The organism is Aerococcus viridans, from assembly GCF_002871935.1.
In the GTDB taxonomy this organism is placed as follows: domain Bacteria; phylum Bacillota; class Bacilli; order Lactobacillales; family Aerococcaceae; genus Aerococcus; species Aerococcus viridans_B.
Genome location: NZ_PNHQ01000029.1, coordinates 1 through 14,067 on the forward strand (window position 1 = coordinate 1; position 14,067 = coordinate 14,067).

13 protein-coding genes are annotated in these 14,067 nt (G+C 35.5%); 1 reads left to right on the top strand and 12 read right to left on the bottom strand.

The features are described 5' to 3' along the window. Positions 1 to 111 precede the first annotated feature (111 nt). The 8 genes from smpB to opp3b form a co-directional block, all read right to left on the bottom strand. Positions 112 to 582 carry an SsrA-binding protein SmpB gene (gene smpB / locus CJ191_RS08540; RefSeq protein ID WP_070467012.1) on the bottom strand — a complete coding sequence of 157 codons (471 nt, stop codon included), beginning with the start codon at positions 580 to 582 and terminating at the stop codon, positions 112 to 114. A 28-nt stretch (positions 583 to 610) separates the two neighbouring features. Next, a complete protein-coding gene (gene rnr, locus CJ191_RS08545) occupies positions 611 to 3,064 on the bottom strand; it encodes a ribonuclease R (RefSeq protein WP_070467010.1) in 2,454 nt (817 codons plus the stop codon). A gap of 4 nt (positions 3,065 to 3,068) precedes the next feature. Next, the gene (locus CJ191_RS08550) at positions 3,069 to 3,827 is read right to left on the bottom strand and encodes an alpha/beta hydrolase (protein ID WP_102199517.1); all 759 of its coding nucleotides are present in this window, start codon (positions 3,825 to 3,827) and stop codon (positions 3,069 to 3,071) included. Between the two features lie 159 nt (positions 3,828 to 3,986). Further along, on the bottom strand, positions 3,987 to 4,220 hold the full coding sequence (secG, locus tag CJ191_RS08555; protein ID WP_003143098.1) for a preprotein translocase subunit SecG: 234 nt from the start codon (positions 4,218 to 4,220) through the stop codon (positions 3,987 to 3,989). Positions 4,221 to 4,324: 104 nt separating this feature from the next. Next, positions 4,325 to 5,266: an ABC transporter ATP-binding protein gene (locus CJ191_RS08560; protein WP_102199518.1), complete on the bottom strand. Its 942-nt coding sequence runs from the start codon at positions 5,264 to 5,266 to the stop codon at positions 4,325 to 4,327. Beyond that, positions 5,259 to 6,440: an ABC transporter ATP-binding protein gene (locus tag CJ191_RS08565; RefSeq protein ID WP_102199519.1), complete on the bottom strand. Its 1,182-nt coding sequence runs from the start codon at positions 6,438 to 6,440 to the stop codon at positions 5,259 to 5,261. The genes CJ191_RS08560 and CJ191_RS08565 overlap by 8 nt, the downstream gene beginning before the upstream one ends. 14 nt (positions 6,441 to 6,454) lie before the next feature. After that, complete coding sequence (gene opp3C / locus CJ191_RS08570; RefSeq protein ID WP_102199520.1) at positions 6,455 to 7,495, bottom strand: oligopeptide ABC transporter permease; 1,041 nt, start codon at positions 7,493 to 7,495, stop codon at positions 6,455 to 6,457. 1 nt (position 7,496) lies between these two features. Continuing rightward, positions 7,497 to 8,441, bottom strand: coding sequence for an oligopeptide ABC transporter permease (opp3b, locus tag CJ191_RS08575; protein WP_070467002.1), 945 nt, complete (start codon positions 8,439 to 8,441; stop codon positions 7,497 to 7,499). 61 nt (positions 8,442 to 8,502) lie between these two features. Here opp3b and CJ191_RS08580 point away from each other — a divergent pair, with 61 nt between their 5' ends. Continuing rightward, positions 8,503 to 8,877 (top strand): DUF3899 domain-containing protein, encoded by a 375-nt coding sequence (locus tag CJ191_RS08580; protein WP_070467001.1) that lies wholly within the window; start codon positions 8,503 to 8,505, stop codon positions 8,875 to 8,877. A 418-nt stretch (positions 8,878 to 9,295) separates the two neighbouring features. On the opposite strand, the gene CJ191_RS08585 is transcribed toward CJ191_RS08580, so the two are convergent. The 4 genes from CJ191_RS08585 to CJ191_RS09200 form a co-directional block, all read right to left on the bottom strand. Further along, positions 9,296 to 10,966: a peptide ABC transporter substrate-binding protein gene (locus CJ191_RS08585; RefSeq protein ID WP_070466999.1), complete on the bottom strand. Its 1,671-nt coding sequence runs from the start codon at positions 10,964 to 10,966 to the stop codon at positions 9,296 to 9,298. Between the two features lie 199 nt (positions 10,967 to 11,165). Beyond that, a complete protein-coding gene (locus CJ191_RS08590) occupies positions 11,166 to 12,803 on the bottom strand; it encodes a peptide ABC transporter substrate-binding protein (protein WP_070466998.1) in 1,638 nt (545 codons plus the stop codon). Positions 12,804 to 13,110: 307 nt separating this feature from the next. Then, positions 13,111 to 13,377, bottom strand: a complete 267-nt coding sequence (locus CJ191_RS08595) for a hypothetical protein (protein ID WP_070466997.1) — start codon at positions 13,375 to 13,377, stop codon at positions 13,111 to 13,113. Positions 13,378 to 13,883: 506 nt separating this feature from the next. Then, positions 13,884 to 14,067, bottom strand: a 184-nt coding sequence (locus CJ191_RS09200) for a hypothetical protein (RefSeq protein ID WP_219721564.1), incomplete at its 5' end; no start/stop codon positions are given.

The window sequence follows — 14,067 nt, forward strand, 5'->3', positions numbered from 1 at the left end:
ATAATGGAAATGAATGATAAATAAAAAAACCAAGCAATCAATGATTACTTGGAAATTATTCTCATCAGTCCGATTTGACGAAGAGCCGTTTTAATATGGGTATGCTTATACTTACATTTTTAGAGCCCGTTGCGCTTCTCGCTTCATATCTTTTTCTTTTAAAGCACGACGTTTATCATATTTTTTCTTACCTTCAGCTATGCCGAGCAATACTTTTGCATAGCCACGCTTGATATAAACTTTTAGTGGCACTAAGGTATGACCTTCCCTTTGTGTCTCTTTTAATAATTTATTAATCTCTGATTTCTTTAATAAAAGTTTACGTGGACGAATTGGATCATGGTTAAACATGTTACCTTGTTCAAATTCAGATATATGAACATTGTACATCCACACTTCACCTCGCTCAATTCTAGCGAAACCGTCTTTTAAATTTAAACGAGACTGGCGAACAGACTTAATTTCTGTTCCTTTTAAGACCACACCACACTCAATCGTATCTAAAATCGTATAGTCATGATTGGCTTTTCGATTACGGGCAACAACATTATCATCCTTTTGTACTTTCCTGCTTTTTGCCATTTAGTCACCTTCTAATTCTACAAATCAATTATTTACGCTTACTTTGACGAATAACAAAGCTACGTTTTTGATTTGCTTTTTTATTTTTTTTATTCGATTTTTTCTTTTTATGGCCTGTTTTACCGGTATGCTTTTGTTTCTTCTTATAAGGTTTATCAGAAGCAGACTTCTCACTACGTTTAGGACTACCGTCTTTTTGTTTTTCTTGCTGACGTCTACGACTTCTATTATTACCTTTACGGCCTTTATTATTCCCCCGTCCACCTTTACGTGTATTTTGACGTAGTAATGCAGATGATTCAACGTTATCTTCGCTTTTTACAATGATAAAATCAATATCTCGTGTATCAGTATTCACATCGATAACTTTAACAGTTACTTTATCACCAATACGGTAAGTTTTACCCGTACGTTCACCAATCATTACTAAGTGACTTGCTACAAAGTTGTAATAGTCATCTTTTAGCATAGAAATATGCACTAGACCTTCTACTGTATTGGGTAGTTCAACGAACAATCCAAATCCTGTTACAGAAGAGATTATTCCTTCAAACTCCATGCCAATTTTATCCAACATAAATTCAGTTTTCTTCAAACTATCTGTTTCACGCTCAGCGTCTACACTACGACGTTCCATTTTGGATGAATGCTCTGCAATATCAGATAATTTTATCTTCATTTTTTCTTGTTTTTCAGCATTAGGGCGCGCATGATCTTCATAAAAATGAATTAAACGGTGAACAATTAAATCCGGATACCGTCGAATAGGTGAAGTAAAATGCGTATAATCTTCCGCTGCTAAACCATAATGTCCAATGGGCTCAATATCGTAATGAGCTTGTTTCATAGAGCGTAATAACATCATTGCTACAACTGGTTGGAAGGTTTCCCCTTCAACTTCACGCAAGATATCTTGGATATCTTTTGGACGAATGGAAGATTTAGTCCCTTTGGCTACAATACCAAAAGCCGTGACAAATTCTAGGAAACTTTGCATTCTATCTTCATCCGGTTGCTCATGGACACGATAGATAAATGGAAGGACTTTTTTTGTAAAATGACCAGCCACTGTTTCATTGGCTGATAACATGAACGATTCAATCATTTGTTCACCAACCCCGCGCTCACGCACTTCAATTGCTGTTGGATGTCCTTCATCATCTACAAGGATTTTTGCCTCACGAGAATCAAAATCGATTGCTCCTCGGCTCACACGTTTGTTATATAGAATTTCGTGTAAGCTAGCCATATTCTCAAGCATATCAGTAATTTCACTATATTTTTCTCGCAATGCCTGATCTTTGTCCGTAATTATCGCATTCACATCGTTATAAGTCATTCTGTAATCAGAATGGATAATAGACGGATGGATATCGTAATTAATGACACCACCATTATGATCAATTTCCATAATAGCTGACATAGTTAAACGGTCAACATTTGGATGTAATGAACAAATTCCGTTAGAAAGTCGTTGCGGTAACATGGGCACTACTCTGTCAGTAAGGTACACTGAAGTACCACGTTCATAAGCTTCCTTATCCATAGGAGAACCTTCTGTCACATAATAAGAGACATCAGCAATATGCACGCCAAGCTGATAATGGCCATTTGGTAATATACTCAATGATATGGCATCATCCAAGTCTTTAGCATCTGCACCGTCAATTGTAATCGTTAATAGGTCACGGTGGTCTTTCCGGCCTTGTAGGTCATTATTCGATATTGATTCTGGCACTTCATTCGCATGCGCTAAAACTTCCTCAGAAAACTCATGTGGAATCTCAAACATATTTAGGATTGCGAGTATGTCTACACCAGGTTCATCTTTATGGCCAATTTGTTGAATAACGTTGCCGGCAACAGCGAAAGGATGTTGATCGTCTGGATAGTCGACTAAATCAACAACAACAATTTCCCCTTCAACTGGATGTAATCCGTCTGGCTTAACTAAAGCAGTTAAATTATCATAACCATGGTTCTGTGGTTTCACGCTACCTATAAAGCCAGTATCAACTTTATCTTGATCATTAAAAGGCGTAAACTCTCCTGTTAATCTTGTTGTATGTCGAACGAGTACTTCAGCAATTTCCCCTTCTGCAGATTTATCATTCGCTAGGTGTGCTTCTTTAGTAACTTTTACCTTCACTTCATCATTTTGTAATGCGCCGTTCGTTTTTCCCTTACCAATAAAGATATCTTTTTCAAGTTCGTCAGTTTTAACAAAGCCGAATCCTCGTGCATTTTGGGTAAAAACTCCAGTATAATAGCGTTTATTTTGTTTTAGGCTCAAAGTACCGTTACTAGTAATCGCGATCTCTCCTACTTGTTCTAATTGTGCAATTGCTTTTACCAAATCAGCAAAATCGTCAGCCTGGTCATAAGACAAGGCTTGACTTAATGTCTGTGCTGTATATTTTTTTGAAGAATCTGCTAATTCGGCAAGCAGCTCTTTTTTCATATAATTTATTTTTCTACTCACTATTTCACTCCCAATTTAGGTTGGTTAAAAATTCTATAACTGTATCTTCAAATTCATGATGATACTTTCCGACAGTAATGACATGTGTTGCTGAATTAAAGGTGCTCAAATGAACAGGCGCAGTGGTAATAGTATCTGCTAACTGTCCACCAGCTGTCGGGTCTACTAATTCATCTTTACCAGATGCGGCAATGTAGAAAGGCACTTTCAATTCAACTAATCGTTCTCTTATTTTTTGGTTCATTGCTTGGATTCCAGTAAGTGTAGCATGTAATTGTTTGGATAATTGGTTTTCTCTTTGATTAATTTCTTCTTGTGTTTTCCCGGCATATTTTAGTACTTGCTTAGCATATGTCATAAATGATGTTGGTACATTCGATTCAATAATTGATTGGTCTGTTACAATTGGAGAATTAAATACACCGCCACCAATCGCTGGATTATTTAAAATGACTGAAGTAGCCACTGATCCTCCTAAAGATAGTCCAAAGACAGCAATATTTTTATAACCTTTTTCAATCATAAAATTATAAGCATTTTGTCCATCTTGTAACCAAGCATCAGGGTTACCTTCTTTAACTAGGTCGAAAACATCCATAGTAGCATGACCAGTTAAATGCGGTGCATAAACAGTATAGCCTTCTCTATTTAAACGACGCCCCAACATGCGCACATCGTTAGCGCTTCCTGTATATGCATGAAAAAGGATAACCGCTCTTTCATCTCCTTCAAAGAAAAACGGTTCTGGTATTTTTGTTTGCATGAATAATCCACTCTCAATCTTCGTATATTATCATCATTTATATATAATGACTTCGCTATTTCATTGTAAGTTTTATTCGTATTTAAATCAATTAATTGCATTAGTCTGTTCAACTAAAGGACATAAAAATAGCGGCTCTATATTAGAACCGCCCTAATTTCATGAAGATAAGTTTGCTAATAGTAAGGCAATCACCATAAATGCAACACCTAAAATGATTGTAAATCGATTTAAAACAGCTTCAAATCCGCGTGCTTTTTTCTTTTTACCAAACATTGCATCGCCTCCACCAGTTAGATTGCTTGCACTATTGCCTTTTGAAGGTTGTGCAACAACTACTAGTATAAGTAAAAAAGCGATAATAATCAGAATGGTTAATAATATATTATACAAAAGATACCCCTCCGTTTTATTGTCCTTGTTATTCTACCACAAGTAATCTTTTCATACAATTATAGCAAAAGAAAAAGGCAACCGAAGTCACCTTTTTCAAAAGTTTATTTATCTTGATTTGCACGCATTTCTTTATATAATTCAACTTCATTTGGTGAACAATATACAAAGTGATTTGGAGCTATTTCAACCATTTGCTCATCCCCTTTGAAAGGTTCATGGTTATATGTAATCCGTTGACGGTTACGTTCATATATCGGATCTGGCAATGGAATTGCAGATAAAAGACTTTTCGTATACGGATGCAAACCGTGGTAATACAATTCATCAGCATCAGCAAGTTCAACTATTTTACCCATATACATTACTGCAATACGATCAGAAATATATTTAACCATCGAAAGGTCATGGGCAATGAATAGGAAAGTTAAACCAAAGTCTTCTTGTAATTCTTCAAGTAAATTTACTACTTGGGCTTGAATTGACACATCAAGCGCTGATATAGGCTCATCTGCCACGATCATTTTTGGTGCCACTGCTAATGCACGTGCAATACCAATACGTTGACGTTGTCCACCTGAGAACTCATGTGGGTAACGTGTAGCGTGTTGCGGGTTCAAACCTACTTGTTCTAATAATTCAGCAACTCTCGCTTTACGTTCCGCTTTATTTTTGACTAAGCCATGGATTTCAAGTCCTTCAGCAATAATGTCTTCAACCTTCATACGAGGGTTTAAAGATGCATATGGATCTTGAAAGATCATTTGGATATCTTTACGGAAGTCCAACATATCGTGGCGACTTTTTAATGAAGCAATATCTTTACCTTCAAAAATAATTTCGCCTGAAGTTGGTTGGTAAAGTCGCATTACCGCACGCCCAGTTGTTGTTTTTCCTGAACCAGACTCACCTACTAAACCAAATGTTTCTCCTTTTAAAATATCAAAAGAGATATCATCAATTGCACGTACTTCACCTTTTGATCCTTCATTAAAATATTGTTTTAAATTTCTAACTTTTAAGATCGGTTCTTGCTCATTAGCCAATTGAATCATCTCCTTTCATATTCCCTTCACCTGTGGTAATTACACCTTCAGGATCTGAAGATGTGATGACTTCAGTATGTTCATCTAATGTTACATGAGGCGCTCCATCATTATAACCTTCAGGAATAATACCTTTTGATAGACTTTCAAAGATTTTATAACGTCGTTGAATTTCAGCTGGTGCTTCTACGGCAGGAGCATCTGGGTGTAGTAACCAAGTTGCTGCTGCATGGGTAGACGATACTTGGAATAATGGCGGTTCTTCCTCGTAATCAATTTCCATCGCATAGTCAGAGCGTAGTGCAAAGGCATCCCCTTTAGGTGGGTCTAACAAGTCTGGTGGTGTACCAGGAATTGAAACCAATTTCCCAGCAATATCTAGTGTAGGCATTGAACCGATTAACCCCCATGTATATGGATGTTGTGGATTAAAGAAGATTTCATCTACGTCACCATATTCCACAATTTTACCTGCATACATTACAGCTACACGATCTGCAACGTTAGCTACCACACCCAAGTCATGTGTAATAAAAATGATTGAAGTATCAATTTTATTTTGTAATTCTTTCATCAATTCAAGTATTTGCGCTTGAATAGTCACATCTAACGCAGTTGTTGGCTCATCCGCAATTAAGATACGCGGATTACATGCCAAAGCAATTGCAATAACGATACGTTGTCTTTGTCCACCTGAAAATTGATGTGGGTAATGATCCATACGTTCATGTGCGTTAGGAATACCAACCAATTCTAGTAGTTCTTCTGCTCTCGCATATGCTTCTTTTTTAGATTTATCTTGATGCAAGATAATTGGTTCAGCAATTTGTTTACCAATTATCATAGTAGGATTTAATGACGTCATCGGATCTTGGAAGATCATGGCAACATCTTTACCACGGATATCTTGCATTTCCTTTTCTGACTTTTTCAATAAGTCTTCACCGTTAAAAAGGATTTCTCCACCTTTAATATCAGCATTATTAGCTAATAAACGCATGATTGTACGAACTGTTACAGACTTACCTGAACCAGATTCACCCACGATTGCTAACGTTTCTCCATGTTTCAAGTCAAAGTTTACTTTACGAATGGCTTGAACATCACCAGAATACGTTTTGAAATTAATTTCTAAATCTTTTACTTCTAAAATGTTTTCTGTTTTATTACTCAATTCTGCTCAACTCCTTAATCATTCGTTTTTGGATCTAGAGCATCACGCAAACCATTTGCTAACATATTGAATGCAATCATCACAATACAGATTACACCCGCTGGGTACCACATTAAATGAGGTAAGAATCTAAATGTCTTATATCCATCATTAATCAATGTACCTAAAGAAGCATTTGGTGCTGGAATACCTAAACCGATGAAACTCAAGAACGCTTCGAAGAAAATCGCAGACGGAATCGAGAATACTGTTTGGATAATTATAATACCTGACAAGTTAGGTAAGATATGACGGAAGGAAATCTTCCATGGAGATTCACCTAAAGAACGGGCAGCCAAGATATACTCTTGATTTTTAATTTTCATCGTTTGCGCACGTATTACACGCGCCATCGAAATCCACTCTGTAATAGCTAGAGCGATAATAATTGACATGATACCTGGTTGTAATACTAATAACATTAGAATAACGATAACCAAGTTTGGCACTCCTGAAAGAATTTCCAAGAAACGCATCATGATATTATCAATTCTACCGCCATTCCAACCTGAAATAATACCATAAGGCACTCCAATTAATAGGTTAAATAAAGCGGCCATCATACCAATAAATAAAGATACACGCGTACCGTATAAGATACGAGATAGTAAGTCTCGTCCTAAAGCATCAGTACCTAAATAATAATATACGCCTTCAGGTACATTGGTAGTTGCATATTGATCAACAGCCGTACCTGCAACTTCAGACTTACCATCAAACCATGCCAAGTTTTCTAATCCAGGAATTTTTGGTGGTAAATTGGCAAATGCAACGTTTTGAGCATTAGGATCAGCAGGTGCAATTACCGGTGCTAAAATGGCTAATATAATGACAATAATTAATACGATTAAAGACACAATTGCTACCTTATTTTTCTTTAATCGACGCCATGAATCTTGAAGAAAGTTTAGTGATTCTCCAGCAATTTGCTCACGTTCAGCAATATGGTCATGTTGTTTAGCAGGACGGAATTTTTCAGCGGCAATTTTTTGATATGTTTGATTATTTTCAGCCATCTTATTTCCCTCCTTCATTACTTACACGAATACGTGGATCAACGATACCATATAAAACATCAACAATTAATAACATAGCTACTAACATGAATGAATATAAAATTGTAATACCCATGATTGTTGGATAGTCATTTGTTTGGATTGATTTCACAAACTGCTCACCAATACCAGGAATTGCGTAGATATTTTCTACTACCATTGAACCTGTCATTAAAGCAACTGTTAAAGGCCCTAATAATGTCAGTAATGGAATTAACGCATTACGTACACCATGTTTAAATGCCACAGCCGTTTTGCTTAAACCTTTAGCACGAGCTAATTCAATATAGTCTGAATTCAAAACATCTACCATCTCGGTACGGATGAATCGGCTTGAATCGGCTAATGGCGAAATTGCCAAAGCTAAGGTTGGTAATACTGTTGCTGCAAAAGAACCATTCCATAATGCAATTGGGAACCAACCTAATTGAACCGCAAATACTAATTGTAGTAATACAGCAAAAACGAAGTTAGGAATAGAACGTCCTAAAATGGCCACAAAGGTTGCTGTTGAGTCAATCCATGTATTTTTATACATAGCAGAAATTACACCTAATACTATACCAAATAATGTACCGAATATAATTGCTTGACCACCCAATTGTAACGATGGCCCAATACGACTACTTAATAATTCAGTAACTGGTGTATTCGAGAATTGGAAGGATACACCTAAATCACCTGTAAAGACACCTAACATGTAACGTGCGTATTGGACGATTACTGGATCATTTAAACCATAACGTTCGTTCATAATAATGATTTGCTCCGCTGATAACCGATCCTCATTCTGGAATGGTGTACCTGGAAGTAGTTTCATTAAGAAAAATGTAATTGTTGCAATCAGAAATATTGTTAAGAACATATAAAATACTCTTCGAAGTAAATATTTGTAATACGATTTCAAATTGCTTCACCTCCTATATTGTGTTAAATTATTGACATCTCTGAAAGGATTTGATCTATCAATGATTTATAAACGTTGGAAAAGCATCCTTTTGCTTTTTGCCACGATACCGTTCATTATATCAATTTTTCTGCAAGATGGTATCACTTTATTATTCCTAAGCAACAGCTATTTTTACCTGTCTGCCCCCTTCTTAATCCTAGGTTTATTCGGATTAATCTTTAAAGACGGGACTTTTGACCTGTTTCAATACAGCTGGCGCAAGTGGAAACCTAGTGTTTTCTCACAAAATAATTCAAAAAATGATGAAGGGTTAGAAAAAAATGTACAAACTTTGTCCCAATCGATTGGTAATTGGTACATTGGTTTTCTAAAAATTGGTGGCTGCTTATTCGCAATAAGTTTAAGCTTCCTAATCGCCTACTATATCATTTAGAACTACAGGGGTGGACCAAATTGTCCGCCCTCTATTTAATAAATATTATTCTAGTTATCATTACTATGAAATATTTTTTTACATAATCATGTTATTTTTCTTACCTAACTTGAAGTAAGTAGTGCTATCATTCCACCTTTAATTTAGCTATTATACAACCTCTTAAAGCCTATATCGGTATTAAGGTGCATTAATATTAGCATTTATACCTATACACGGGTTAAAACGCGTATAAATCGATCTGATGGCAAGTTCATTGCTTATCAGATTCTAGCCATACTCTTAGAATTTTTCATTAAAAGCAGTACAAATTTTAACATAATTATCATATAACGTCAATATTCCTCACATATCAGAAATAAAAACAACCCACCATTTGGCGGGTTGTTTTTACTTCCAACGAATACTCACTAGAAACTTATTCTGCTGTTTTTGAAGCCCATTTGAATGAAGTTGATGCACCAACTTGGTGGTGAACAACGCCTTCAACAGATGGTTGTTCTAAGTAAGCACCATAGCGTTGGTATAGTGGCGCAATACCAGCTTCATCTAAAATTAAAGTTTCAGCTTTTACTAAATCATTCCAACGTTTATCTAAGTCTTCAGTTTCATCTGAAGCTGATTGAATTAATGCATCGTACTCTTCATTTGAGTAGCCAGAGTTGTTGTTGTTACCGTCAGTTACAAATAATTCTAAGTAGTTAATTGGGTCAGCATAGTCAGCACCCCAACCAGAAATTTGTAAATCATAGTCTTGACTATTATCAGCTGCTACACGGTTCTTAAATGGAACTGAAACAATTTGTACTTGTAAACCTGGTAGGTTTGTTTGTAGTTGTCCTTGAATATATTCAGCAGAACGTTTCGCATTTTCAGTATCATCTACTAATAATTCAAGCGTGATAGCATCTGTACCTAATTCTTCTAGACCAGCATTGAATGCTTCTTGTGCAGACTCTACATCATAGTCAACAAATCCTGTACCTTCACTTGAATCTTCACGGAAATCAACATCTGTTGATGGGTTACTTGCTAATCCTTCTGGTACTAAGTAGTCAGCAGGTAGTGAACCATTTTGTAAGACTTGGTCAGCAAAGGATTGTTTATCGATTGCTTGTGCGATACCACGACGAATATTTGTATTCGCTAATGGTGTTTCTTCACCGTTACGTTCTTGGTTCATCTTAATAAAGAATACTGATGATTCAGGTGAATTAGCCATGTTCGGATCACCTTCACGAGCAGCTACATATTCACCTGAAACAGTTGTGTAGTCAATCTCTCCAGAATCAAATAAGTTTAATGCTGTTGATGTTTCTTTTAATACTTGGTATTTAACTGTATCTAACTGAACATTATCTGCATCCCAGTAGCTATCATTTTTCTCTAATGACCAGTTCAAGTTTGTACCATCCCAACCAGATAAGGTAAATGGTCCATTATATAAAACTGTATCTGAGTTAGTTGCATAACTGTCACCTTGTTCCTCCACGTATGTTTGGTTAAGCGGGTAGAACGGTGCCATTGATAGTAAGCCTTCTAAGTATGGCACTGGTTTCGCATATGATACTTCTAATGTTTTTTCATCTACAGCTACAGCACCTAATTCTGAAGGTTCCATTTCGCCACTGATGATTTCAGTAGCATTTTGGATGATACCATCAGCTAAATATGAATAAGGTGCTGCTGTATCAGGATCAACTAAGCGTTGCCATGCAAATACAAAATCATTTGCTGTTACAGGGTCCCCATTTGACCATGTAGCATCTTCTTTAATTTTGTATGTGTATACAGTTCCATCTTCAGAAATTTCTGGTTCACCATCTAACACACCAGCTTCATACTCACCATCTTGGTTTTGACGGTATAAACCTTCATTCACATTATTCATCATGTCGAATGAAACTGTATCGGTTACCATTGTTGTATCCATGGTTGGTAATTCAGAACTTGTCGTCCAGCTCAATACTTGTTCACTTTCGCCCGATCCATTTGAACCTGAATTGTCACTTCCATTACCACAGGCCGCTAACACTAAACCTGATAGACCTATCACTGCAAGTGATTTTAATAAACTTTTTCTTTCCATAAGAACAACCTCCATATTTAAGCAGAAAGCTTAATTAGATATTTATTACAACATGGAGACAATTTACTAGATTTTGAATCCGTTGTCAATCTTTTCTTCTCATTATTTTCATAAAAATTTCATTATTCGCTCATAAATAAAGACAACCGTTGATATTTGATCAACAGTTGTCTTGACACTTGTTCAATTATTGTATTTATTATTCAGCAGTTAGACTTGCTGTTCGTAGATCAAATTCGTTCCCAACTGTTCTGAAAGTTATGCCTTCTAGATTAGGATTTCTTAATTGTGTCTCAACCTCTTGGTATAAAGGTACCCAAGCAGCGTCTTCAGTTAACACTTCTTGCGCTTCAACAAAGTTGGACCATCTTGCCACTGGATCATTCGCATGCTCGCCTTTTGCAGCAGTAATTTGTTTATCATATGCTTCATTTGAGTAATCACCACGATTATATGGTCCATCTGTTTCGAATAATTCGAAGAAATTAATACCATCTGCAAAATCTGCGGCCCAACCAGTAATTACTAAATCATAATCGCGTGCCTCTTCTTGGCTAAGACGATTTTTCTTAGGTACATTCTGTAAATTCAATGTTACACCAGGTAGGTTATTGGCTACTTGTCCTTGAATATATTCAGCAGTTGTTTTACTCTTCTCATCATCATCACCTAGTAGGCTCAAGCTTAGCGTTTCAACACCTAATTCATCTTGCGCAATTGCCCACAGTCTTGCAGCTTCTTCTGGATCATACTTATCTTCAATAGCAACCTCAGATACGAAATCTTCTTCCGTTTCTGGATTGAATATAAAGTTTTCTGGAACAAATGTAGAAACAGGGTTAGAACCATCACCAATTACATTGGTTGCCAATTCTTCATTGTTAATTGCATAGTCAATCGCTTCACGTAGATTTTTATTTTGGAAGACTTCGTTATTATAGTTGAACGCAACCCAGTAGTTTCTTGCTTTAGTTTGTTGTACAGCATCTTCGTGACTTAGATATTGTTTCGCCAATTCCCCTGTTAATAATGAATTATCAACATCTCCAGCTTCAAATAAATTCACATTTGTTGAAATTTCTTTGATTACTTGAACATCAACTTGGTCAATGGCGATTTGATCAGCATTATAGTAATCTTCATTTTTCACTAAAGACCAAGTTAGTCCTGTACCATCCCAGTCAGTCATCGTAAATGGTCCAGAGAAAACAATATTCTCAGAGTCTGTACCATATGCATCTCCAGCTTCTTCAACAAATTTTTGATTTTGCGGATACAATGGCGTAAATGCTAATAAGTTTTCAATGTAAGGTATCGGAGTATCTAACCGAATTTCTATAGTATAGTCATCTAAAGCTTCAACCCCTAATTCTTCAACTGCTTGATCACCATTCAAAACACCCTCAGCATTTTCAAAGTCAGCCAATAAATATGAATATGGAGCTGCAGTATCCGGATTAGCTAAACGTTGAATGGCATATACAAAATCATGCGCGGTAATTTGATCGCCATTTGACCATGTTGCATCTTCACGCATCTTGATTGTATACACTAAACCATCTTCTGATACCTCAGGCAAGGATTCAGCTAAAGCAGGTTGGATTTCATTCTTATCATTTTCCCAATATAAGCCTTCTTGGACATGCCCAATATAGTTTGCACTATTCATATCAGTTGCTAATACTGAATCCATTGTAGCAATTTCAGTTGGTGCTACATAATTCACTACTGCCTTAGATTCTCCACCAGTTGAATTTGCATTTCCCCCATTTGTACCGCAAGCAGCTAGCAATGTTGCCGTAACTAACGTTACTAAAAAACTCTTCTTAATCTTCATAGAAATCTCCTACTTCTAATGTTATTTTAATACAAATTTTATTTTATCTCATTATTTTATTATGTCAATGGTATCAAGCTATAATTTTTATCAGAAAAAATGATCATGCAAGAATTTTTAAAACTTTATGTAACTTTGTATGCGCAATTTTCACTTAAGTTGAAGTTGATGAAGACAAAAAGCACAGATACTCATGTACCTATGCTTAGATATTAACTATCTGAATATTCAAAAGTGTTATAGCGACCTAAATTGGTGCAATAAATTGCCCTAATTTAAGAGAAATTATTTGTTTTCTAATCTGTTACTATAGCCAAAAGAGGAACACACCCTCGAAAATAGCGATAGTTAATGAAACTAGCCAAATTATTATAACATAAACAAAAATGACTCCAAATATTAAAAGTAACCACTTAAAGGTTTTCTTATAGAAATTAACAAAGCTTCGGTATTTAACTTTTAAATTATCATCAAGACTTACTATTATCACAGGAATAAAACAAATTGCTAATAGCCAGAATAGAATAGCTCCAATTCCAATGAGAATGTTAGAAATTAAATCTACTATAAACATTATTACTCCTCCCAAATATTTATACTTTAGTTTACACAAAAATTATGGCTTTAATTATAATTTACCAATGCTGAATTTTTGAACTGCATTATGTAGACCGAATAAAACAAAAATGTGGACTAGACCCGTACATAATTACGAAAAAATTCTTTATATGAAACTTTATTCGAACTAATGAATTTCTACCCTCAGAGAAACTTATCAACTTTTTGCTCGAAAAATCATAAACACTATTAAAAAAAATTACCCCATGAATATCCTCACTATTAATTACACTCCTAAAAATCCTTTTATATTTTAAAATCGATAAATTATGTAAATTGGTGTAATTAATATAAGTTTCTTGCTTTAAATCTCTGTTTGCTTTTAAGTTCATATAATTCTTATTTTTAATCATAAAAATAGTAGCTAAATTCGATCGAATCAACCACTCTATTCCTTTTATTCATATTAGTTTGTTCTTTAAGTTAGCTTCATAGGCAGTCATTTGATATCTCTGTACCCCCTCATATCTTCTTAACACTTTCTTTTGAAATTCCTTCCAAACTCTTATTCATTTTATCTTTAGTATCTTCATTCTTCTGTAGTAAGTTCGGTTCTATGATAAATAGTGTTGGTGGGAAATTCTTAGGAATTTCCGCCAGCACTATTTTTGGGTATACAAAAAGGCCATGAAATCCTAAAATAAAG

Excerpts from the sequence above, each read along its gene's own strand:
- CJ191_RS08585 (WP_070466999.1), bottom strand. The coding sequence starts at position 10,966 with ATGGAAAGAAAAAGTTTATTAAAATCACTTGCAGTGATAGGTCTATCA.
- CJ191_RS08590 (WP_070466998.1), bottom strand. The coding sequence starts at position 12,803 with ATGAAGATTAAGAAGAGTTTTTTAGTAACGTTAGTTACGGCAACATTG.
- smpB (WP_070467012.1), bottom strand. The coding sequence starts at position 582 with ATGGCAAAAAGCAGGAAAGTACAAAAGGATGATAATGTTGTTGCCCGT.
- opp3C (WP_102199520.1), bottom strand. The coding sequence starts at position 7,495 with ATGGCTGAAAATAATCAAACATATCAAAAAATTGCCGCTGAAAAATTC.
- CJ191_RS08580 (WP_070467001.1), top strand. The coding sequence starts at position 8,503 with ATGATTTATAAACGTTGGAAAAGCATCCTTTTGCTTTTTGCCACGATA.
- CJ191_RS08550 (WP_102199517.1), bottom strand. The coding sequence starts at position 3,827 with ATGCAAACAAAAATACCAGAACCGTTTTTCTTTGAAGGAGATGAAAGA.
- CJ191_RS08595 (WP_070466997.1), bottom strand. The coding sequence starts at position 13,377 with ATGTTTATAGTAGATTTAATTTCTAACATTCTCATTGGAATTGGAGCT.